11 protein-coding genes are annotated in these 25618 nt (G+C 42.8%); all 11 read right to left on the bottom strand.

All coding sequences use genetic code 11. The features are described from left to right. Positions 1-12: 12 nt before the first annotated feature. The 11 genes from AB3G73_RS21680 to AB3G73_RS21630 all read right to left on the bottom strand — a co-directional run bounded on the left by AB3G73_RS21680 (position 13) and on the right by AB3G73_RS21630 (position 25611). Positions 13-2355, bottom strand: coding sequence for a GH92 family glycosyl hydrolase (locus AB3G73_RS21680; RefSeq protein WP_259022203.1), 2343 nt, complete (start codon positions 2353-2355; stop codon positions 13-15). A gap of 6 nt (positions 2356-2361) precedes the next feature. Beyond that, positions 2362-4647 (bottom strand): GH92 family glycosyl hydrolase, encoded by a 2286-nt coding sequence (locus tag AB3G73_RS21675; RefSeq protein ID WP_321019858.1) that lies wholly within the window; start codon positions 4645-4647, stop codon positions 2362-2364. Between the two features lie 307 nt (positions 4648-4954). Then, entirely contained in the window at positions 4955-6580 is a 1626-nt protein-coding gene (locus AB3G73_RS21670; protein WP_367745588.1) for a RagB/SusD family nutrient uptake outer membrane protein, read from the bottom strand. Between the two features lie 27 nt (positions 6581-6607). Then, positions 6608-9745: a TonB-dependent receptor gene (locus AB3G73_RS21665; RefSeq protein WP_148366489.1), complete on the bottom strand. Its 3138-nt coding sequence runs from the start codon at positions 9743-9745 to the stop codon at positions 6608-6610. 282 nt (positions 9746-10027) lie between these two features. Continuing rightward, positions 10028-13981: a helix-turn-helix domain-containing protein gene (locus AB3G73_RS21660; protein WP_259011352.1), complete on the bottom strand. Its 3954-nt coding sequence runs from the start codon at positions 13979-13981 to the stop codon at positions 10028-10030. A gap of 202 nt (positions 13982-14183) precedes the next feature. Further along, a complete protein-coding gene (locus AB3G73_RS21655; RefSeq protein WP_148366491.1) occupies positions 14184-16937 on the bottom strand; it encodes a GH92 family glycosyl hydrolase in 2754 nt (917 codons plus the stop codon). Between the two features lie 162 nt (positions 16938-17099). Continuing rightward, the gene (locus tag AB3G73_RS21650; RefSeq protein ID WP_195648595.1) at positions 17100-18491 is read right to left on the bottom strand and encodes an alpha-L-fucosidase; all 1392 of its coding nucleotides are present in this window, start codon (positions 18489-18491) and stop codon (positions 17100-17102) included. Between the two features lie 50 nt (positions 18492-18541). Then, entirely contained in the window at positions 18542-20860 is a 2319-nt protein-coding gene (locus AB3G73_RS21645; protein WP_298045010.1) for a GH92 family glycosyl hydrolase, read from the bottom strand. Between the two features lie 20 nt (positions 20861-20880). Further along, entirely contained in the window at positions 20881-22263 is a 1383-nt protein-coding gene (locus AB3G73_RS21640; protein WP_148366493.1) for a hypothetical protein, read from the bottom strand. An 8-nt stretch (positions 22264-22271) separates the two neighbouring features. Continuing rightward, a complete protein-coding gene (locus AB3G73_RS21635) occupies positions 22272-23636 on the bottom strand; it encodes a hypothetical protein (protein WP_258979468.1) in 1365 nt (454 codons plus the stop codon). 31 nt (positions 23637-23667) lie between these two features. After that, positions 23668-25611: a RagB/SusD family nutrient uptake outer membrane protein gene (locus AB3G73_RS21630; protein WP_217721370.1), complete on the bottom strand. Its 1944-nt coding sequence runs from the start codon at positions 25609-25611 to the stop codon at positions 23668-23670. Between the last annotated feature and the right edge of the window lie 7 nt (positions 25612-25618).

Genomic DNA, 25618 nt, shown 5'->3' with positions numbered 1-25618 from the left:
TTCCTTTATTGATTATTTGTTGATTCCGTTAGTTAATGAATAAGGTTTATCCTCCGGTGATAATCCACGGCGTTTGTTAGGTGACGCGCCCATCTTGAATTCCAGCACGCCTCCTTTCAGTATGTCCTCATGTGTAATATACATCTTGTCGTATACCTTGCCGTTCAGCTTCAGCGACTGTACGTAACGTTTCTTGTCGCTAACACCCGGCGCTTTGATCTCCAGTGTCTTTCCGTCAGGAAGCGTCAGCTTCAGATAAGGCAGATAGGGTGCTCCCAACACATACTGGTCCGTACCGGGACAAACCGGATAAAAGCCCATCACAGAGAAAAGATACCATGCCGACATCTGTCCGCAGTCATCATTTCCACCCAATCCGTTAATATCATTCTTGTACATCTTATTTAGAATCTCACGCAGCCAATACTGTGTTTTCCACGGCTGGGAAGTCCATGCATATAGATAAGGCACATGGTGGCTCGGTTCATTACCATGCACATATCCGCCTACCAGACACTCTTCTGTAATATCTTCATTATGCTCATAGTACTTCTCCGGCAAATGCATGGAGAACAGTTCATCCAGTTTCTGCACGAATGTCCTTTCTCCCCCCATCAAATCGATCATGCCAAACACATCGTGCGGCACATGGAAAGAGAAATTCCATGAATTGCCCTCGATAAAACCTTCACCGTAGGTTTGCAATACATCAAACTCTTTCTTGAAAGAACCGTCACTATAACGAGGACGGGCAAAACCAATACTTGTATCATAGATCGTACGATAATTGAGGGCGCGTTTCCGGTAAGCCTCCGCTATTTCCTTGTTGCCTGCTTTCAAAGCTGTCTGATAGATAGTCCAGTCGTCATATGCATACTCCAAAGTGGAAGAGGCTGCCGTACCGCTCTTGTCTAGCGGAATATATCCCAACTTCATATAATCGGCTACACCTTCATAGTATGGAACGGTGGAGGTGCTCACCATCGCCGCCAATGCTTCGTCCACATTCGAAAAAACGCCTTTGGCTATTGCATCCGCCAACACGGAAACGGCATGATAACCGCTCATGCACCAGTTTTCATTTCCCATCAGGCTCCATACCGGCAACATTCCGTGCACGCTTTGCTGCTCATGTTTAATCATGGATTCCACCATATCGGCATTGCGTCCCGGTTTCACCAGATTCAGGAAAGGATGTTCCGCACGGTAGGTATCCCAAAGAGAGAATATAGTGTAGTTGGTGAATCCCTCCGCCCGGTGTATGTTATGATCCAAGCCGCGATAGCAACCGTCTACATCCATATATACAGACGGATTAATCATGGTATGGTAAAGGGAAGTATAGAACATCGCTTTCTGGTCGGGCGTACCTTCGATCTCGAAATGATCCAGTTCGTTATTCCAATCTGTACGGGCAGCTTCCACCAACTGTTCGAAGTTCTTTCCGGAAGTTTCGGCACGCAGATTCTTGACCGCACCTTCCGTACTGACTGCTGACAATGCCACTTTTACGACCAGTTCCGGGTTGTTAGCGGTATCGAAGTTAAAATAAGCTACGATCTTACGACCGGTGATCTCCGGGAAATTCTTTTCCAGACTGAAGCGACGCCAGAAGCCATTGTAGAGAGACTTTTCCTTATCTTTGTATCCATAATCTCTGACAGGCTGCGAGAACGAGATAGCAAAATAAGTGTAGTTAGTACGAGCCCATCCGTTGGTAATACGGTATCCAGTCAGCAAGGTATCATTCTCCACCCTTAGATTCGCCCACAGCACTTTGCCGTCATAATTATAAATACCATGCACCAAGTCCAGAATCAGATGACCGTCTTTTCCTTTTGGGAAAGTGTATTTATGTACACCCGTCCGTTGTGTCGCCGTCAGTTGGGCTTTAATGCCATAATCGTCCAGCATCACTTCATAATATCCGGGAACAGCCTTTTCTGTGGCATGGTCGAAACGCGAACGGTATCCTTCTTCCGGATGATTCGCCCGTCCGGGATTCAACTTCACATCGCCAACAGCGGGCATCAGCAGGATGTCTCCCAAATCGGAATGTCCCGTGCCGCTAAGATGGGTGTGACTGAAACCGACAATGGTCTTGTCCCGATACTGGTAACCGGCACAATATTCATAGGCATTTTTTTGATAAGCCCCATTCACATTATGCGGAATTGTATCTGTGTCCGGACTCAACTGCACCCATCCGAAAGGAGTACAAGCACCGGGAAAGGTATGCCCCATCCCGTTAGTACCGATTATCGGATTCACATAGTCCACTGGTTGTTGCGCTATGGCGGACAAAGTTGCCGCCGCCATAGTCATCATCAATACTTTCTTTTTCATATTATTCATATCTGCTTACTTTGCATCACGAGAGAATGAATAGGGGAAGTCTGATTCGTTGACACCTCTCCCCTTATTCGGTTTATTATCCATATCAAACATCAGACGCCCGCCCTTCAACAAATCAAAGTGGTTCAGGTAATTCTTCGTATAGTTCTTGCCGTTGTAGTTCAACGAACGGATATAACGATTGTCATCGCTATTCTTCGGAGCGGAGATTTCCAGTTTCTTACCGTTCTCCAGCGTAATTGTCGCTTTCTTGAAGTAGGGAGCTCCCATCACATATTCATTGCTGCCCGGACATACCGGATAGAAACCCAATGCGGTAAAGACATACCACGCAGAAGTCTGGCCATTATCTTCATCTCCGCAATAACCGTCCGGAGTGGGAAGATAGAGGCGGTTCATTGTCTCACGCAGCCAGTATTGGGCTTTCCACGGCTCACCAGCATAATTATACAAATAAATCATATGTTGGATAGGCTGGTTACCATGTGCATAGTTTCCCATGTTAGCGATCTCCATTTCACGAATCTCATGAATCACTCCTCCGTAATAGCTGTCATCAAATACGGGAGGAAGATTGAATACAGAGTCGAGCATGCTGACAAACATCTTCTTACCGCCCATCAATTCAACCAACCCCTGTACATCGTGGAATACCGACCAGGTGTAGTGCCAACTATTTCCTTCCGTAAAGGCATCTCCCCATTTGAAGGGATTGAACGGAGTCTGGAAAGTTCCGTCGGAGTTCTTTCCGCGCATCAGCTTAGTTTCCGGATCGAACAAGTTACGATAGTTCTGGCTCCTTTTCTTATAAACATCCAGTTCTTCTGCCGGGCGACCCAACTTTTCACCCATACGGTAGATACACCAGTCATCATAAGCATATTCCAATGTGCGTGCCGCATTCTCGTTAATTTTCACATCATAAGGCACATAGCCCAGTTTGTTATAATATTCGTATCCACGGCGTCCGGTAGTAGAAACTCTCGGATGCACACTGTTGGCTCCTTTCAACAGACCTTCGTACATTTTTTCCGCATCCGCTTTAGTCACATTCTTCATGAAAGCATCTGCCACTACAGAAGCTGAATTGTTTCCAACCATGCAGCCACGATGCCCCGGACTTGCCCATTCAGGGAAAAATCCGCTTTCAAGATAGGTATTTAGCAGGCCTTCCTGCATCTTCTCGCCCATTGAAGGGTATACCAAATTGACAAATGGGAACAAGCAACGGAAAGTATCCCAGAATCCGGTATCGGTAAACATATATCCCGGACGAATTTCACCATTATAGGGGCTGTAGTGCACAGTCTCACCTTTGCCGTTTACCTCGTAGAACATACGGGGAAACAATACTGAACGATACAGGCAAGAATAGAATGTACGCATACGGTTCTCATCACTGTCTTCGACCTTGATACGGCCTAACACATCGTTCCATGCCTTACGTCCGGCTTCTTTTGTCTGTTCGAAGGTCTTATTGCCGATTTCTTTCAGGTTCAGTTCCGCCTGCTCGGGACTGATAAATGAGGATGCCACTTTTGCGTGTACCTGTTCTCCTTTCTTCGTTGAAAAACCGATAGCAGCACCCACGTGATTGGATTGCAGTTCGAGATGTGTTTCTACCAAATGATAATCTGCCCATACTTTGTTGAAAGTAAAAGGTTTGTCGAACTCTATTACAAAGTAATTCTTGAAGTTTTGAGGAACCCCGCCACTATTGCGTGTCGTATAACCGACTATTTTATTTTCTTCGGGAATCACCTTCACATACGAACCGCGATCGAAAGCATCTATCACTACATAGGCATCGGAAGTTTCTGGGAAAGTGAAACGGAAATATGCGCAACGTTCCGTCGGAGCTATTTCAGTTGTCATGTCATACTCGGACAAATAAACACTGTAATAATAAGGAGTGGCTTTCTCTGCCTTGTGAGAGAACCAGGAAGCACGACTGTCCTGATCAATCTTCAACTGCTTAGTCATCGGCATGATTGAGAACTGACCGTAGTCATTGATCCACGGGCTGGGCTGATGGGTTTGCTTGAAACCTCTGATTTTGTCGGATGCATAAGTGTAAGCCCAACCATCGCCCATCTTCCCGGTTTGTGGCATCCAGAAGTTCATACCCCAAGGCAACGCGATGGCAGGATATGTATTTCCATTGGATAGTGATATTTTCGAATCAGTCCCCATTAAAGGATTCACATAGTCTACCGGTTGCTTTTGCGCAAAGGTAGAGGAAGCTCCCAATAGCAGGGCTATTGCGAAAGATAGTAGTTTCTTTTTATTCATGGTCTACGAATTAAGCTATTAATACTAGATTATCAAAATCTTTTTTTTACGTTACAAATTAAAGCATCTTTCAGCAATTATCAGTCCTCTGATACGCCAAAATAAGAAAAAATAGCAGTATAGTCAACCAAAGGAAACGAGTGTCAACGAGAGTACAAGTTAAATAACTGGAAATCAAGATGTAATATTTATGTGCATACCACGAGAGTACAACCGGAAGACTAACTGTTTAAGCAATAGAGAGAGGATAATTAGCCTTTACCCTCTCTCCAATTCTATCAGAAACAAATATTTAATTATTACCAGATTAATTCCATCCCGGGTTCTGGTGTCCTTCCAAAGCTGGGTTAGCCTGAATTTCATCCAACGGAATAGGCCATAGCAAAGCATATTCAGGAATGGCTCCGGCTCTTGTGCTTCCATCAGGCTTGTTCTGAATCTGAGCAGATGAAAGGGCAGTCCATTTCAACTTTCCAGTTTCAGTAGATGCTTCCGGATACAAAAGAGTACGGCGAATGTCATCCCAAATCTTAAATTCCAACGGCAACTCATGCAGACGTTCAGTCAAAATCGCTTGCACCAGATTGTCTCCTGTAGCAGTCTCATCCATCAGTCCTGCGCGTTTACGCACTTGGTTAAGGTAATATTTAGCGCCACCGACAGCATTATCTTCATGCCCTGTACGTGCCAGACCTTCGGCTGCAATCAGCAAGACTTCCGCAAAACGGAATACTGGCATATTATAATCGCCGTCATGACCGCTAATCAAAGCATTTTCATCAAACCATGCCCAGTTGCCTGCATTGTTCAAAGTATGAGTCTCCCCTGCAGCATCGGTATATTCCCAAAAGAAAAACTGTTTCTCATGTCCCCGAATATCAGCAGGATCATAGCTGTTAAGCAACATATCACAGGGAAGGTATGCATTATATAACACGTCTCCTCCCGGATGGAACACTCCCCACTGAAATGCATCCGCTCCGATAGAACGGCAAGCATAAGAGTTGCCTACACTATAATTGGTGTAATTGTATTCTTTAGCATAGATGATTTCAGCAGATTCTTTCGTAGTCTTGATCACATTATATGCCGAGTTCAAATCATCAGTCGTTCCATTCGGATGAATAAGTCCATGAGGACTGTCATTGATCACTTTCAAAGCCATCTGTGCAGCTTTACTATAATAGTCTGCTCCACCATTTAACGGTGCACCTGCCCATTGCAGATAAACCTGTGCCAGCAAAGTCTGCGCCATTGCCCTGGTAACATAACAGCCATTTTCATAGAACGTCTTATTAGGCAATGCATCTCCATTGACAATATCCAGCAAGTCGGCTTCAATCTTCTTATAGATCTCTTCGGCAGAAAGTCGTTCTTTGTACATACCTTCTGTAGAAGTGTAAGGTTCTGAAATATAAGGAACACCACCAAATTCTTTGACTAGCCAAAAATATCCGTATGCACGGAAGAATTTACCTTGAGCCACATAATTATTAATAGTAGCTTCATCCAGCACTCCAGTCATTGACGGAATATTGGCAATAACAAAGTTGGCACGTGAAATGCCTTTATAGAACTCATGCCAATATTTCATTGCAATATCATCAAAAGATTCAATATTGAAATTACAACCTTCGGATGCTGTAGTAAATGTTCTGTCCTTACGTTTATCGACATACAATCCAGATACGATACCACCCCACATCGTCGCTTTAGGAGTCCAACCACCGCCTACATCAGTGTTATGCAAATAAGGTACACCACCGAAATACAATGCGTTCACACCCGATTCCGCATCAGCTTTCGTCTTCCAGAACTGGTCAGATGACTTCATATCTAATGGCTCTTCTTTCAGAAAATCGTCACATGAATTCAGCAACACAGAAAGTGAACACATGCAAAATGCAGATATATATACTTTTAATAGTTTCATAATTCTTATGGTTTTTATAACGGTGAATTAAAATGCTACATTAAGACCGAACGTAAATGTTCTCGGACGCGGATAGGTAAAGAACTGGCGGTTAGCACCCCATTTGTTGTCACCTAAACGAGATGAGTTATCCGGATCATATCCGTTATAGTCTTTAGAAGTAATCAGGAATGCGTTATTCACATTCGCATACAAGCGCAACGAAGAAAGACCGATCTTCTTAACCAGTGTCGGATTGAAAGTGTATCCGAGCTGAATCATGTTACAACGCAAATAAGAACCGTTGCAAACCCAATCATCATCTGCTTGGTTATTAGCTCCCTGACCAAAGTTGTTCAGGCGGATTGCCTGTTCTTTACCCGACGGATTGAGAGTAGGATGCCATGCTTCTTTATAAAGACGGTCTATACCATTGGTAAGGAAACGGGCTACAGTAGAGTGATAATATTCTTGCATCACATCTACTCCCCATGTAAACTGGAAATCTAACGTCAAATCGAATCCTTTATAATTGAAGGTATTGATAAATGAGCCCATCCAGTCAGGTAAACCGTTACCGATAATTTCACGTTTCTTATAAGTCACCTTTTCACCGATAGTGGAAGGTATGTTCATTGTCTCCGGGTCCCAGTTAGACGGGATTCCATCATAGATACCAGCACGCTTATAACCATAGAAAGAAGAAAGCTCTTCACCTTCACGAATCAACATATCGTAACCAACAAAACCATCGGTTGTAATCTGACGCTTACCGGTGACAGGATCAACAGAAGCACTTTCATCCAACTTCTCTACACGGTTCTTGTTGAAGCCCAGATTAAGAGTGGAAGTCCATTGGAAATCATGTGTTTGGATAGGATATGCTGTAACGAGAATATCCACACCGCGGTTGGAAACGGCTCCAATATTATCCATGATAGAAGAGTAACCTGTTGATTCGGGAACCGGACGGTCGAGTAACAAATCTGATGTATACTTATAATAATAGGAAATATCGAAATTCAGTCTGTTATTGAATAACCCCAGTTCAAATCCTAAGTCCCACTGTCCGGTCTTTTCCCATTTCAAGTCCGGATTAGGCATATTGTCCAAGTAAGACACAACGTGCAGAGCATCACCAATGATTGTATTCGACTGGCTCACTGTAGCCAATGATTTATAAGTACCGATTTCCGAATTACCTGTCAGACCGTAAGAAGTATGCAACTTCAGTTTGCTGATCAATGAGTTATCTTTCAAGAAGTCTTCATTAGAAATCATCCATCCCAAACCGACTGATGGGAAAAATGCATATTTATTGTTCTGTCCGAATTTGGAAGAACCGTCATAACGACCGGTTACGGTAGCCATATACTTGTTGTCATAAGAATATGCCAGACGCAAGAAATAAGAGTTCATCGCCCACTTGTCGTAATCACTGCCAACAGAAGGACGGTTCGTACCGGAACCTAAATTATAATATCCGTAGAAGTCATCGATATACTTACTGTCGGAAGCATTGAAAGAGGTATAGCGATATTCCTGCCAAGACATACCTGCCATTGCATTAAGATGATGTTTATTAAAATCTTTCACATAAGTCAGGTAAGTTTCTTCCTGCCAATACAGTGAATTGGAATTACTTGCAGAAGCTGATCCTTCAGTACTCTGATTAATCATCGGACGCGGAGTGAACGGCGTATAGTTAGCGTCGCGATTATTGTGGTAATCGATACCGAACTGGGTTTTCAGATCTAATCCTTTCATGAGATGGAAAGTCAAAGCCGCATTACCAAAGATCTGCGTACGATATTGCATAGCCTGCATTCGTTCGAGCAACTCAACAGGATTACCTACACCTTCCGGGCTGAAACCTTGTTTTCCACTATTAGGATCAGTCTGATTGTTGAGAATAGAACTTGTATTAATTATATTTGTCTGCGTATATTCGCCATCCAGCTTAACTGGCAAGAAAGGTAACTGTTCGATCATTGTACGCAATGCACCTTGTCCGTAGGGGTTATCAGAAGTTCTGTTACCCCAAGTATGGTTCACCAGCAAATTAACGGAAGTAGACAACCAATCTGTCGGTTTGTCATCATATGCCAGTTTTGCGTTGATACGTTTGAAGTAAGAGTTCAGCAAAATACCCTGTTGATCGGTATAATTGATAAATGCTCCGATAGAAGATCCTTCTCCCGTACGTTGGATACTGATCTGGTGGTTGTGAGAAATTGCCGTACGGGATGCTTCATCCTGCCAGTCGGTATTATATTTCGGAGAACCGTCGGCATTGAACAAACGTTCGTCAGTGAATATCTGAGACAGATCGGTTGTGAAGTTCTTACCTTGGAAATCATTGGCATTTTCCAATCCCTGCTTAAAGGCAGACATCCATTCGTTAGCATCCATTACATCTATTTTTTTGGCCATCTTACCGATAGACAATGAACCATCATAGGAAACATGGACTCCTTTTCCCGCACTACCGCGCTTGGTGGTCACCATGATAACACCATTAGCACCACGGGCACCGTAGATAGCGGCAGAGGAAGCATCTTTCAACACTTCGATAGATTCGATATCATTCGGATTAAGTAACTCGAAGTTTGACATTACCACTCCATCGACTACATACAGCGGTGATGCTGATGCGTTAATGGTAGAAATACCACGAATAATGACACGTGACTCTCCACCCGGCTGACCGGTATTAGAGAAGATATTCACACCGGCCACTTTACCTTTCAATCCGTCAAGCGCATTGAAAGACTGTGCTTTCAGCATGTCTTTACCTTTAGCTGTGGAAATGGAACCTGTCAAGTCGGATTTGCGCATCGTACCATAACCAACAACGACCACTTCGTCCAACGCTTTCGTATCCGACTGCAGAACTACGTTCAAAACATTGCTCTTTAGTTCCGAGACTTTAAATTCTTGTGTAATATAACCAATGTACGAAAATACCAAGGTAGCATTGGAAGGAACAGAGAGGGTGTATTTACCGTTAACGTCAGTGATTGTTCCAGTACTACCGTTTTTAACTTTTACAGTACCACTGATAACCGCCTCTCCCTGATCATCGGTTACCGTACCGGAAATTGATTTTACAGATTGAGCATTAATGCCCAAACTCAACATCATACCCATTACAAATAAGGTAAGATACTTTAGTTTTCCATTCATAATTCCTTAAATTTGATTAGTAATAAGGTTAATTCCTTTTAAAAAGATCACTGCAAATAAAGGTTATTTAAATAAAAGTCAAATGCTCTACCTTGCCAAAAAAACGGCAAAATAGAGAGACATACCTAAAGCACAGAATGGCAGATTAGAGCACAAACCAATACACTGATAATCAATCAGATATAATCCACAAAAAGGATTTAGAGTACAAGGTAGTGACAAACAAATAAACGACAGTGTTTCCCAATCAGTCACCTATACAAAAGAATTTAGCCTGCACAATCAGCGTACATTTCGCTGTTCCCGATAATCTTTCGGTGTCATCCCGAACCGACGGGTAAATTCTTTATAAAAATAAGAACGACTGGAAATACCGACTTCCATAATAACATCTTGAATGGAAAGTTCTTCATCAAGTAACAGACGGGCTGCCTTTTCCATACGGTAACTTTTTATTAAATCACCGGGAGCTGTATTGGAAATTTCCTTGAATTTACGATAGAACTGACGTGAACTCATCGCCATACGATCAGCTATCAACGTTGATCCTAATTCTTCCTTGTCCAGGTTTTCTTCAATCACCTTTAACAACTTGCGAATAAAATCAGCCTGTTCGGTAGTTGTACAGACAATCTGGCCTGCCAAATCCCCCAGTTCCTCCATATATATCTGTTTCGCTTCCCGTTTACCATAAATAGCATTATGAACAACTTCCCGCAAGAATAATATATCATAAGGAAGTACAACATAAGAATCAGACCACAAGATCAGCTCCCGTTGAATGGCTGAACTGACTTTCCAGGTTAATAACGGAATAAAAGCTGTCCTTGAAAGCAAGGTACGATTCCGACTAACATACTCCATAAAAGTACTTTCAGCATTTGCATACATTGTCATATCCACCAGTAATAGAGCCGGAGCCGACCGACGAATTTCCTCAAAAGCAAGCTGCACACTCTTCACCTGATGAACCACATATTCATCAGCCAGAAAATTACTGATTAACCAAGTCATTTCGTCCCTGTCTTCCAGCAAAAGCACTGTTTTCTTCCCTTGTTCACCAGTCACTGGTAAGAGCGCCGGTTCAAAAACAATCGTCAACCTACTGCCACTCTCATCATGATCATAACGAAGAACGGCATGAATCCGTTCCAAGGCTGACCGTACAAAACCTAATAGTAAATGTACGCCAAACACATAATCGGCATCTTTCTCCGCTACAGAAGAGGCTTTATCAGAAAGATATTCATACAACGCTTTCACTGTAACGTCTTTAGAAGAAAAATGCAACTGCATCTTACCATCTTGTTCTGACATGTCTACTATTACCCCATATGTACCTTTCATTTCGGCAATACGAAGGTAGCAGCAATAAAGAATACTATACAATGCGTTCTTGTAAACCGGAAACGTTATATGTTCCGGGATCGCTGATGTGATAGAAGAATGATCAATCCCTTGTTCTTCCAACGTACGCAATACTTCTTGGGAAACTCCTTGTATACTCATACGTGCAGAAACAATAAACCGATCCGGAAAGAATTGTTTAAGTTCTTCCAAATGCAGAGTGTCAGGATTAAGAAGTGCGGTCATCACCGTTTCACGTATCAATGACACCTTTTCAAGAGATTGCTCATAAGAAAGATTCTCTGCACGCAACTGGTCGCAATAATTATAAATAAGGGTAAAATCTTCAAGTACCCTACGATCGGTATAGGCAGTTTCGGATTTCCGACAACGTTCTGTCCCCATCAGTGTTTTCATCATCCGTTCCTGAAGGTAGTTTTTACGAAGCAAATATATCACGTACCCTAACAATAACAGGAAAATGATAAAATAAATAAAATAAGCCGGCGCTGAACGATACCAAGGAGAGAGAATATGCACCGGAATAGAAAAATGACGATACTCTGTATCAAACACATCTCTCTTATAACGCACCTTAAAGAGATAATCGCCTGCCGGCACTCCCGTATATGAGGCTTCATTAATACTACTGAAAGATGTCCAGTCTTTGTCGTATCCTTCCAACTGGTAAGAATATTCTATATCTTCTCCTGATAAAAAATCCGGCACAATAAAAGAAAGCGTAAACGAAACCTCCGCTCCTTTAAACTGCAACGCCTTACCATCATCCGTATAATAATTTTCCTGAACCACCTGCGTATGTCCAATCGTCAACTTACGCAATAAAATATCCGGGTAGAATTCCGGAGCAGCCTGCATCTCCTTATCCAGATAAAGCAACCCGTCAATCCCACCGAAGAAAAGTTCCCGTGTATAAGGACACATATAATAAGCGTCATCACTGAACTCGCCGATCTGGACACCTGCACTGTAGAAGTAGGCATGTGATGAGCCGTTTATCGGATTATATTTAATCAATCCCCTGTTCGTACCAAGCCACAAGAGTCCGTTTTCATCTTCGAGTACACCATGAATCATATCATTGAGCAATCCTTGTTCCCGCCCGATATAGGTAGCTTTCATCTGGCCCCTATTAGAATTCAGACATACCAATCCCGATGTTGTCCCCACATACAACACCCCTTCTTTGGTCCGATACAAGCTAAGCACATCGTCTACCGACTTATGAAGCATTTCTTTCAAAGAAATCACCTTATATTCTTCAGTCCGCTTATCAAACCGTATAAGTCCTTTCTCCCGGCTACCAAGCCACAAAATAGAATCTCCCTCGGCCAGCATTGGATAGAACATTGTAATTTCTCGCTGACCATGAAAGAAATGATAGCTTTTCTGGGATTTGAGACGAATGGTACCTGCCTGCTTCTCAAGTATTAATTTATGAAAACCGGAACCGGCTGTCACCACATAAAGTACACTATCATTTTCCTCATCAATACCATGAATTTCGGTAGGTTGTGCCGGCAAGTTTTCCACACAATGCAAAGCTTGATCAGCAAAAGAATAGTAGAAAAGTCCCGGATCACCAGAGCCTATCCAAAAGCCATCCATATAACGGCTTTGGACCAATTTATAAACGGGAAATTCTTTATTCCACCGCATATAAGACATCACATTTTGCTTGCCTTCAGGAGAATAGACTGTAACGGCGGAAGCCTCTTCACTCTCACGATAGTCCGGTATATGCAATAGTCCGTCGCCTTTCGTCCCGAACCATAGCCCGCCACGATTGTCTGTCATAACAGAACGTACCTGCCTGCTCAAGTTAGACGAAAGTTGATTAAGCATCAAATTGGTGGCAATGGAGTATTTCTTAGCATACATAATCGTTCCCTGCCCGTCCGAAGCAACCCATAGAACATTCTGATGAGGATCTCGATAAATACTGTATATACGTACATTCCGGTCGACCACTTCTTCTTTATATTTCTGAGATGTACGAAGACGGACTAATCCATTCGTCCTAAAACCAATGATAATATCTTCATAGAAAAGAGCTATTCCTGCAATTGTACCATACTTTTGCACTAATGAAGAAAGGTTACGAATATAAATTTTAGATTGTCGGGAAATATCATAAACATAGAGATCATGTTCACTATCGATAAAACAAAGAACACCATTCTGATAAAAGACATCCATAATGGGGTTCGCATGAAAATCGGTAGATGAAACAGTTGAATAAATTGATAATGTATCACAATCAAAAGCATCCTGCGAAACCTGTAACAATTCCCCTGTATGCTGGATAAAAATCCACAAGACACCATCATCCGTTACGAATGCCCGTTTATCCATATCTTCAACAGAGACTTTCAGATTATTAATCTTTACAAATCGTTTATAAGATGTATTATAGTAGAAAATTCCATCACGACTCACCACCCATGTGTTTCCTTTAGAATTGGAATGTAGATAATAATCATCTGTAAAGTCATAATAGCCGACCACTTGCCGCGAATCCAGTGAAAGACGATTTATTCCCAAATGGGTAGAAATCCACAAACAATTATTATCCGCCTGTTGAATAGAATGAATCACATTGTTACTCAAAGATTTTTGGGCTGAAAAATCAGAACGAAAAACTTCCATATTTCTGCCGTCATAGCAATTCACACCATCATATGTGCCAAACCACATTAACCCTCTATTGTCTTGAAAAAGACAAAGTACAGCACTATTAGATAACCCTTGCTGATAATCTACTTTCCGGAAGATATAGGTATCTTTACCGCCATCTGCTTGACAGACCAATGAATAAATCAATAGAACAAAAGACAAAATCAAGCGTATTTTCATTGTGTTAATCATTAATATCATCTATTAAATATTAGGCAATCGCTTATATGTTTTGTTTCGCTGCGCGAAAAAAAATTGCCACTAATAATCGATGTCTTTAATTCACTTCACACAAAGATACGTTTTTATACGGAAAATGCAATCTATTTTATCAAATAGACGCATTTCCATACAAACTAATACACCCAATTAAACAAATTCCATCAATATTTCACTACAATATCCCCCATTGCATATTGGGTGTATCCCCCAACCACAATTCAAGTACACCACCTTGTTCCAACACCATATGAGGAAGTTGATAAGAATTATATTCTTTACCATTCAACCGAGCACGCTGTATATAACAATTCTTTGAAGAATTATTGTATGTCTTGATTTTGAAAGTTCTCCCCTTGTAATATGCAGTATCCAGTTGTATAGTCACTTCGTCAAAAACAGGACTAGTAATATCATACATCGGATTTTGCCGGGAACCTCCGTCAAGACTGAATAATCCCACTGCCATCAATACTCCTATGCCTCCCATCTGTCCCTGATCTTCATCGTGACCACCATAACCCTTATCCGGAGTAACAGCTCCGTAAGCTTGTTCCTTCACCCTACGCACCCAATATTGCGTCATCCACGGCTTTCCGGCATGGGAAAAAACATGGGCATTAGAACATCCCGGCTGGTTGGCATAACTGACGGTTCCACTTCCATAGCCATATACAAAATCCATAGGGGCCGATTGCTCAAAAGCATCATTCAGTAAAGAACATAAGCTGTCATTCCCTCCCATCAACTCTGCCAGTCGAGGAATGTCATGCGAAAGGCCGAAAGTGGCCTGCCATGCATTAGCTTCTATATATCCGACACCGCTCGTCAAGTCAGTATGTAACCAACTGCCGTCTTTGCGCCGCGGCAAGATTAATTTTTTTTCATTGTTAAAAGAAGCCGGCCATCCTGATGAACGTTTACGATAATAAGTATAATCTTTCTTCATTCCCATACGAGCAGCCATTTCGCTCAAAGCCCAATCTTCGAATGCCCATTGTATAGTCAGCCCCGCATTGTCCGGACAATAACCATATTGAACATAAAAGTCCAATTCTTTATTCATGTCCAACGCTAACATACCACCTTTAGCATGATTCTTTTTCATCGCTTTATAACCGGCTTTAGGCGACCATTTATGAATAATATTCCTCTGATATGCACTTGTGATAAGCGATGTGGCAGGACATCCGCTCATAATGTAAGAATATCCGCCGGCACAAGGACCGCGAGGCAACAAATCGCCATTCAAATCATATTCGATCAGGGAAGCTGCAAAATCATCCAATACAGATGGATAAGCGATCCCCCAAAGTGTATTCAGATTCCATTGAGTCAACCAAAAAGCGTCAGAATTATACATATGATGTACCGATTGTCCGTTCTTATCTTTCCGGAGCTGCTTCACAATCATTCGTGCCTGTAAAGTATGTGCTCCCTGACGCACACCTTGTGTATAATCCGGATATTCGCCGTTAAAGTCATCTATTTTGTGACGCCCTAAAAGCGTATGCCACAAATCTGTATAAAACTTCCTTTTCTGTACATCAGTTCCTCCTTTTACATCTATCCTACCTAACCATTCATTCCATTCCGTCTGTGATTCCCGACATATACGATCGAAATTCCAATGATTACAGCTTTGCTTCAGATTCTCTTTCGCATTATTTACACTGACATAAGAAATAGCCATTTTAATCTGCAACCTATCTCCTGCCTCCATTTTATATTTGGCAGAAACACCTGATGTAGACGCATCATAATAAGACCACCCTGCAGCTTGCGGTTTGCTGTCGGTAGTACCTTGTATTTCATACACATCATGCTTATAATCAGCTCCGGCCCATCCGTCCAACACATTAAATGGTCGGTCAAATTCAGCAACAAAAAATATCCTGACCACATCAGGACCTCCCCATAACCGCCCCATCGTATCAAAAGAACCGCTGATTTCATTTGGGCCGCTACGTTTTACCTGTGCATTGACCATAGTAGATGTCCCTACATATCCACCTAAATTAAGTAAGATTTCCGCTTCACAATCCTTAGTATATGTCAGCCTGTAAAAGCTAGCATAATCTGTTGCTGTTTGTTCTACCCATGTATCATATTTTTCCAGATAAAGACGATGATATCCCGGCTGAACGATCTCCCCTTCATGGCTAAACGGCGATTTCCAATGCTGCTCTCCCAATGTCGGGTCAACCTGTCCGGTTGTTGGCATGAGAGTAAGTCCCGACAACATCCAACAATGCACTTGCGGAAATCCCAATACTTCTGTGGAATTATAATTATATCCCCCACCATATTGATTTTTATTACGTGTTAAAGGTGCAGCCCCGATCATGCCAAAGGGTTGGTTACCTGTGATAAAGAAAAAATACCGTCCGCGAGCCGATTCAATGTAAGGATCCACCCAAGAAACATAGTCCTTATAATCTTCAGGAGCCGGATAAACTTCTATTTCAGACAAACCAAGATGTTCTCCGTCTCCATCGGTCACTTCAAAACGAAGCCAACGAGTTTTCCGTGCCGGAAATGTTACAACTTTAGGCCTGCCGTCATTAGCGATTTCCCAAACATTAATACGACTACCATCACTGAAGTGAAGAATGCCGCTTGCTGTATGTGTTTTCTCATCCGCTCGATCATACAATACCACCTTATCAATACATACCTCTTGTTCCCAATCCAATTGAATCCAAGGATAGTCTATTGCCCCCCAGAAAGTTTCTGTACTTTTAGAAGCCCATTCCCCCTTTCCTGCGATACGAATCAGTTGATCGGTCACATTTTCCGCTTTGTGAAATTCATCAAGTACAGAAGATGCACTTACCCGGCTTTGCGGTGCTATATTATATGGAGAAGCATACATCGCACAAACAGAGAATAATGCAATAAGAAGAGATGGTAATCGTAATATAGCCATAAATAAATATGCTTACTGATTATACATTAATAAATCTTTCACTATTATTTCCCCTGTCTGATACATGATTCCCGGAGCTGTCAGGCCGCAACAATCATGCATCAGAGACAGAAGAAACCCTCTATTCAATTTAAACTTCAAACAATATCTGATGTAACGAAATTACTTTCGTTCGCAATATACACCAAATTCGGCAATTGAAGTAGTCCCATTCGATTTCTGCACTTTCATACGGACCGCATCTCCCCATACAGTGTCAAAACGGTGAATTTTCACACGTTGAGAAGTAGGAGCCTTACCTTCAAACAGTGTTTTCCAAGTATTACCCGTACGATATTCAAGACTATATTCCTGCAAACGGTCATTATTACGATCAGTAATAACAATCATATTGAAAGGCTTCTCACGCTCAAACGTAACCGAATACCAAGGAGCATCTACAGCTTGATTACAATTCCAGCAAGAACCAAAATCATCATCATTAGCAAAATCCATGATAGCATAATCATTACTCCATGTACCTTCTGCCGGTTGATATTTAGCTATATTGGAAGAAATAATGGGACTATCCGCTTGAGGAACATCGGCAATATGTCCATCATTCTTCCAGAGTTTTCCAATCTCCTTCAATGCTTTCAGAGCATTAGCATCTATTAACCCATCTCTGTTGGGAGCCACGTTCAGGATAAAGTTACAATAAGCTTTTCCCATCGGAATAATATTATCATTTACCATTTGTGCAGGAGATTTCACCGGAGTTGTCGGGAAGCTTTCTTTCCAGAACCAATTCTGTTGCAACGGCAAACAAGACAATGCAGGCAAGCGGTTTGTATCTTTTGAGATATGCTGTCCGGCTCCTTGTTCATATGACTTGATATCAGTATAGAACAGAGCTTCAGTAGGATATTTTGCAGCATTCAAGTCCATCACCAGACAATTAGGTTGAATAGACTTAATCAAACGATAAATATCTTCAAAAGGAACATCATCGTAAGAGATGCGTGACCAAGGAGCATCCCAACCATCAATAATCACTGCTTTGATTTCACCGTAGTTTGTCAAAAGCTCGCGAAGCTGCTCTTTAATCATCTCAATATGCTTCGGCGTGATACATTTTGGACGCAAACGAGCATGCGTGTCAAGAATAGAATAGTAAAGCATCACTCCAAGCCCTTCGGCACGGAACGCATCTGCATATTCTTTCACTACATCGCGTTTGAAAGGACTGCTCATTACACTGTAATCAGTAGTTTTTGTATCCCAGATACAGAAACCACTATGGTGCTTAGTGGTCAAACAGCCATAAGTCATATTAGCTGATTTTGCAGCTTTTGCCCATTGTTTGCAATCCATTTTTTTAGGGTTGAAAAGCTCAGGAGAAGCATCCGGATCCGGCCAATCTTCATTGAAGAAAGTAGGCATGTTAAAGTGAATGAACATACCACAACGAAGATCTACAAACTCCTGTTGTAATTGGTGTAGTGATTTGGTTTGAGCATTGGTATGCAGTGCTGCAACCATACACAAATAGATAAGTACGAAAAGTTTTTTCATGACTCTCATTGTTTTTTGTAGTTATACATTAATAATTTGTTATCGGTTATTTAGCTATTTAAAAAAAATCCGGGCGTATCTCCCATTATCAGTTCGAGCGTTCCGCCCGCTACAATATCTTTAAAATCAATGTAACATTTATTATACTCCTTACCGTTCAAACGGGCACGCTGTATGTAGCAGTTCGTCTTCGAATTGTTGCGGGTCCGGACAACAAACTCTTTTCCTTTGAAGTAAGTACTATCGAGCCGGATACGCACTTCGTCGAACACGGGACTAGTGATTTCGTAGCGCGTTGTCGCCGGACAAGAGGGATGTATGCCTGTTGCTGCCAATACATACCACGCCGACATCTGTCCCACATCCTCATTGCCCACCATTCCTTCTACCGAGTTGCGGTAGGCATTCTCACAGATGTGACGTGTCCATTTCTGCGTCAACCAAGGAACATTTAAGCGGTTGAACAGGAAAGGTACGAGATGCACCGGTTCGTTGGCATGATTATAGTAATCATTCCAGCGAATACTCTCGGGAGTCTTGTCGAAAAACGCAGTCAGCTCTGCCAATGCCTTCTCCTTGCCGCCCATGAGCTGCACCATGCCATCAACGTCATGCGGAACAAACCAGCCCTGCTGATACAAGTTAGACTCTTCGCAGCCGAAACTGTAGGCTGTGCGCGCATCGTCACGCCAAGGGGCGTATGCACCGTCTTCCTGACGCGGGTAAAACCATCCCACTTCCGGATTGAACGTATTGCGATAATTCTGCCCCCGTTTTTCGTAAAATGCCGCATCTGCCTCATATCCCAAAGCCTTTGCCAACTGCGAAAGACACCAGTCAAAGTAAGCATACTCCAGCGTTTTCGACACGCTCATCACCGAGTATCCTCGCTCACCATTGCCGAAACGTTCGGCGGTGTTGCAGGCATAACGGTAGGCCTTTTCCACATCGTATTGACAGATACCTTTCAGATAGGCATCCGTCAATACAGATATCGCCGGATTGCCAATCATACAACCGCTATAAGCATTCAGAAACTCCCAACGGTCGTAATATTCATGTCCACTCTCTTCGGCCAATGACACCAACGAGTTGATTTCATCGTTCACCATGCGCGGGTTGATAATAGTCTGAAGAGGGAATTGGCTACGGAATACATCCCAACCGCTGAATATTGTACGTTTGGCAAAGCTTTTACTGCGATGTATCTTTCCATCTCCTCCCGTATAACGTCCATCTACATCAGCTATAATACGAGGATCAATCATGGTATGATAGAGGGACGTATAGAATATTGTCTTTTCATCTTCACTTCCCCCTTTCACTTCCATTCGCGAAAGCTGACGGTCCCAACTTGCCACAGCTTCTTTGCGCACTTGATTAAAGTCCTTTTGAGCTATTTCACTGCGGTAATTGCGTTCCGCACCGTCCATATCAACAAACGAAATACCTACCTTCATCGTCACTTCCTCGCCTGCCTGTGTAATAAACTCCGTAAAGAAGCCGATGTGCTTGCCTTCCATCTCACGCCCGCCTTTGGTAACGACAGCTTTCGACACTTGTGTCAGATAAGGCACGCTCACCACATCGCCGTTTCTGCGGCTCCATCCATCGGGGATGTCAGCACTCCAAAAACCGTAGTCCCGCAGCGGTTTGCTGAACACGACATAAAAGTAAACGGTGTAGTTAGCTTGTCCCCAGCCATTACCCCAACCACCTCCTTCGGGTGTACACTTCATCCATCCGCAGATGGTGTGTTCATCTTTTACCAGTACATATTGAGCCACAGAAGTACCACCCACACGCCGCGCCAAATCTATCTGTATGCGCGACTGATTATGTTCAGGATAAGTGAACCGAAGCATACCGCAATGCGGAGCGGCTGTAGTTTCCACTTTAATATTATAGTCGGTCAAAGCCACGCTGTAGTATCCAGCCGAAGCCTTTTCCGTCGCTTTATCGTAAGCAGAGCGATACCCCTGTATGGAGCCGTCTTCGCGACCGGCAATGACCTGGAACCTACCAGTAGTAGGCATGGTCAGCAAATTGCCCAAGTCACCATACCAACCCACTCCGCTCATTTGCGTAAAGGCAAACCCCTCTATCGTTCGATGTTCGTCGCTATAACCCGGTGCGTGGTCGCCTCCAGTTATCGTCTGTGGACTTACCTGAACCACCCCAAAAGGGGTGGTTGCTCCCGGAAAAGTCTTTCCCAATCCATGATAACTTCCGGCCAATTCCATACTGGTACTTGCTCCGATGAACGGATTGACATAGCGAGACAAATGTTTATCGGCTGCCATTCCTACACCATTCCCGCAGAGGGCGGTAAAAACAATAAGACAAAGTATGTATTTCGTTGTTCTCACAATCTAAAAAGTAGGTTTTATTATTCTTCCTTTCTCTGCATCTTCATCCACATACCGCCGTTCTCGGTAGCACCTGTATCCGGACACAACAAGTAAATGTAGAATTTATTATCACCAGCTACATTCAAGCGGTCGTAACGAATCACAAACAGTCCTTTCTCATTGAACCAAGTATCCAACAAGGGTTTGGTGTATGCATTCATATCTTTTACTTGATTGGGGTTCATCGCTCCACCACCGCAAGTTTCACCTTCACCCGACAAATTGGTGAAATGTATCCAATCCTTATCAACATTATTCATTCGGATATTAGCTCCCGGCTCGCTACTTCTAAAAGCAAGGTTCGCAAACCACCACGACCAAATAACCAACGGACGCTGCGTGCAATCCGCATTTTTCCATCCATAGTCATATTTCATTAGGTTGATGTCCGCTATAGTGCCGCCATCTGTGAAAGAACCTTTCGTGCATTCCCAGATTTCATCACAGGCAGCACCCTTATTCTGCTCCTTACAGAATGAAAATTCTTTGCCTGCCGTCACATAATCAAAATCAGTTACAGCATCCTTGTTGGAAATGAATGTCACACCGGACATTCCTTCAACAGCCACCGTTTCGCCACTACAATCTATGGCTTTGAACGCATAAGTGTTTCCATCCAATGCCTTGATTCCTTCCACCGGAGTTTCCAATTTAAATACTTTTCCCTCTTTTACCAGCATTGATTCGTAATATTGTGTATGCCCGTTCACATCATTTCCACTCTTATTTTCAAGCGTAACAATCTTTACAGAAATATCTGAAACACCAGCCAATGCTAAACTATAATAGCCAATCAGATTGCCGGAAGCATCACAAATCACTTGATTATCCAATAGGTTCTTGGCAAATAATTCTGTAAACTCCGCTTTAGGTGCCACTTTAGTCTCTATATAACTTTTCGCCACCGTATGCAACTCCATCTTTCTGCCGGTAGCCACACCGACCAATATCAGTTTAGTGCTTTCCTCTGCTCTAGTAGCGTCTACTGCCGGTACTTCAGTGATCATAAATTTCGTATCCACATATTCCGAACTTAAGTTTTGAAAATGAACATTACATTTATCAATGGTCAACTCTACCGCTTTACCACTTGTTGCAAAAGTAGTCTTCACTTCTATTGCTTGTTCCAAGAAATCGGAATCAAGAATTACCGTTCCATCCTTGCTAAACTGAAAGAAGAATTCACGTCCCTCACATTCAGTTATCCAACAACCCTCTGACGCATTATAAAGTACTTCTTTCACATCCGATGACTTCAACCGATCACTCTCGCCATATCCTACGTCACTCAAATCAATTGTATTACATCCCCATAAGAGGAACATACACAACACACCGTATATATATGATAATTTATTCATGTTTATGTTTATTGATGATTGTTCAAGAATTTCTTTACTTCAGCTACATATTCATTCCATAAGTCTTCCATAGACATGTCAGGATAGCTTTCTTTCAGGATATATTTCACTGCATACTCCAAACTCCAGTCGTTAGTCAGTGCATCCATTTTTACAGTCCACGGCAACATGCGCACAAAGTCACCGTTATAAATTCGCAACCAGCTCATGAAAGCACCAGAGGTGTTATAATCAATCTGCCAAACATAAACCTTGTTATCCTGTGGATCTTTATACGGTTTTTCAATCGCAGCTTTATATTCATTAATCTGACCTTCCGTGGCAAGTCCGAAGAATCCGCCGTTGGAGATTTTCACTGCATCCGGCCATCCTTCCTGATATCCCTGTTTGTCGCAGTCTTCCCCCTTCTTCTCATAATGTCCTTTGTGGGGCATCCATTCTACGCAATGACCCATTTCGTGCATCACTACTGCCTGCATATCGGGCAATAACCACCAGGCATCACTTCCCATATTGCTTTCTGATGCCGGGTAAACAATACCACGTCCTTCGTTGTGGTTCGGATAATCGAAGGCATAAGCACCTCCAGTCTGTTCTTTCTTAATCATGAAAGTCAAATTTTCGTAAGGGTCACAAGCAATGTTGTGAGGCTCGAACGACATGGTAGCACAGTCCATATAATACCATTTACGGAACTCTTCCTGCGTTGCGTCTGCGCCACTATATCTGTTGTACAGCCATTCTACTGTACGTAAATCCGAGTTACTTTCAAAATGTATTTTCAGCGGATTGCTCTGACGCTCTCGAAACTCTTTCCAAGCCATATAGTCCATGTTCAGCGTCATCTCTGCATTGGCAAGGTGTTCACTCAAGCTTGTCCAGTCGCTGTATTGTTTGTTTCCTGCTTCGTCTACGTAAATAGAGCGGAAACGGCAATCACGTGCACCATGTTTGGTAGTAACCACTACTGTACGGAAACGACTCAAGTTCAGCGTAGCATTCGGCAGTCCGTTGTCTCTCTTCACGGTCAGGTTACCGAAATCGCCTATGTTGGAAATCATCACGCGTTTCACTTTCGTTTCAGTGAGCAGGGAAGCAAACTCTACTTCGGCTCCCACATACTCGTTTTTCTTCTCCCACGCATCGTTGCCACCGTCCCAAGTGATGTAAAGTTCGTTCAGATAAGCATCATACTTTGCCTCGGAAATCGGAGCAGGTGCATAACCTACTACCGTAGCTCCATTTTTCGGGCTTTCCCAGCTTCCTTTATAAATGTCGGGAATCTGATATCCGTCTTCCTCGCCATAGCAGCCGCTCACGACCAACGACACCAAAAGACCCAATGCCATATTTTTCCAATATTTTGTATTCATTACTTCTTAAAAATGTGTTTAACAATAAAATTTACCAACCTAAGTTCTGTACCAATTCGGGAATACGACGGATGTCATCATAAGGAATCGGCATGAAGTATTGTTTCTTTGAGAAGTTAGCACGGTTTTCGAGCAAGGTACGTGCAAAGAAGTCTGGATAATCCTTATCCATATTCATACCGTACACATTGCCACCCTCGCCACCTTTGTGATATTCGGGGTAAATCCAGTGATCGGGATCATTGTTGCCTTCGGCCACTTTCCAACGGCGAACGTCGAAAAAGCGGTTCCACTCGAACACCAATTCCACAATACGTTCGCGACGGATACGATTGAGCAAGTCATTCTTTGTCTTCGGACAAAACACTTTTCCGCCCTCATTAGTGAATGAGTATTCGGGGATACCGGCACGCTCACGAATCTGGTTCAGTTGCAATAGTGCGCCTTCCAAGTCGTCACACATACAGAGTGTTTCAGCATATCCTAAAATCATATCAGCCACACGAAGCGTGGGAGAGAACATTTTAGAACCGTCATCTTCCGTAGCTTTTGCTCCTTTACGGATTAGATAGCCAGAGTCAGGACAGTCACCGGAAGCTTTCGATTTACCGCAGGTTCCGCGTGCACCATTTGTAAAGTCGGTACGATGTTCTTCGTTTTGACTACCATAGTTCAGCCAGATAGAACCGTTGTAAGTGACATTTACATAGAAACGTGCCTCACGGTCTTTCCACTGTTTCAATACATAAGAATTGTCTGCATCGAAATATTTCAATTCAGTATCATTCTCGTCATAATACTGTCCGGAAGTAAAGTTACCAGCAGAAGGTACTCCTTCGAACTTGTTATAAGAGGGATCACGGTCTATTGTCAGTCCATTCTTCGTAAAGAACATATCCACTGTTTCTTGTGTAGTATAATAGCCTCCACCACCGCTCACACTAGTGTCTTCGAAACCGGAGAACTTAGGACAGGTCCAATAAGTGTAGTCCCATTGGTCGCGTAATTTGACCATAATCAGTTCGTTGAAGATGACATCATAGTTCTTCGTGTAGAAAGCAGCAATAGCACGACAGGACTTGTAGGGGTCGAGCTTACCATCCGTATATACTTTTGTCAGCCCATAATTCTGCGAAGTAGCAAAGCTAAAGAACTCTTTATAAGCTTCGTTGGCTTTATTCCACTTAGTGAGGTCTTCCGTTTGTGGGAAAAGCTGTTTGCCATCTAAGTTTTTGACAGATGCCATATCTGTGTTTCCATTAAACAGCGGGCTTGCCCAATAGAGATATAACTTAGCTTTCAAAGCCTTGCAGATCCCTACGTCCATACGTCCCAAATTGTTCTTGGAAACTCTGTTCGGCAAGTCGCCTGAATCAATAGCCTTTTGCAATTCGTTAGCGATAAACTCTACACATTCGTCTACCGAGTTGCGCACCTTAATCAGTTCTTCCTTTGAAGCATCCAAAGGTATCGGATCTTCGCCAATCAAAGGTATGGGACCGTAAATGCGAAACAACTCGAAGTAATAGTAAGCACGTAGCACACGCGCCTCTTCTTTCCAACGTCCACGTACGGAAGCACCTACTTCCTGGCATTTGTCTACGTTCTGAATGAAGGTACTTGCTTTGGCTATAGCTTGATAGTAGTCTGTGAAGTAGCGGTTAGCCTGGCTATACGAAGCAGTTGCCCCCCCCGTTGTCCATTCCGCATACGTCTTGTTCCAACGGTTGGCTCCTTCCAATGATGCTTCGGTGAAGATAGTTCCGTTCATGTTTGCGTCCACATGGAGCACATCACCCACCTCACGGATATAGCTGTATACATTATTCAGATATTGCTCTGTGCGTTGTTTCGAAGCAAACGTCTCTTCCAATCCAAACTGCTTGCCCGGAATAGACTCAAAGAAATCGCTGCATGACGACATCCCCAAGCAAATCAAAGCTGCTGCAACATATTTTCTTATTTCTGTTTTCATACTTTTC

The sequence above is a fragment of the Bacteroides sp. L008 genome, assembly GCF_040812255.1.
Lineage (GTDB): Bacteria > Bacteroidota > Bacteroidia > Bacteroidales > Bacteroidaceae > Bacteroides > Bacteroides vicugnae.
The sequence above is the reverse complement of the archived record's forward strand: the minus strand, read 5'-3'. Positions and strand labels throughout refer to the sequence as shown.

What these genes read in the sequence shown, in the direction of transcription:
- AB3G73_RS21680 (WP_259022203.1), bottom strand. Translation starts at nt 2,355, where the DNA reads ATGAATAATATGAAAAAGAAAGTATTGATGATGACTATGGCGGCGGCA.
- AB3G73_RS21675 (WP_321019858.1), bottom strand. Translation starts at nt 4,647, where the DNA reads ATGAATAAAAAGAAACTACTATCTTTCGCAATAGCCCTGCTATTGGGA.
- AB3G73_RS21670 (WP_367745588.1), bottom strand. Translation starts at nt 6,580, where the DNA reads ATGAAACTATTAAAAGTATATATATCTGCATTTTGCATGTGTTCACTT.
- AB3G73_RS21665 (WP_148366489.1), bottom strand. Translation starts at nt 9,745, where the DNA reads ATGAATGGAAAACTAAAGTATCTTACCTTATTTGTAATGGGTATGATG.
- AB3G73_RS21660 (WP_259011352.1), bottom strand. Translation starts at nt 13,981, where the DNA reads ATGATTAACACAATGAAAATACGCTTGATTTTGTCTTTTGTTCTATTG.
- AB3G73_RS21655 (WP_148366491.1), bottom strand. Translation starts at nt 16,937, where the DNA reads ATGGCTATATTACGATTACCATCTCTTCTTATTGCATTATTCTCTGTT.
- AB3G73_RS21650 (WP_195648595.1), bottom strand. Translation starts at nt 18,491, where the DNA reads ATGAAAAAACTTTTCGTACTTATCTATTTGTGTATGGTTGCAGCACTG.
- AB3G73_RS21640 (WP_148366493.1), bottom strand. Translation starts at nt 22,263, where the DNA reads ATGAATAAATTATCATATATATACGGTGTGTTGTGTATGTTCCTCTTA.
- AB3G73_RS21635 (WP_258979468.1), bottom strand. Translation starts at nt 23,636, where the DNA reads ATGAATACAAAATATTGGAAAAATATGGCATTGGGTCTTTTGGTGTCG.
- AB3G73_RS21630 (WP_217721370.1), bottom strand. Translation starts at nt 25,611, where the DNA reads ATGAAAACAGAAATAAGAAAATATGTTGCAGCAGCTTTGATTTGCTTG.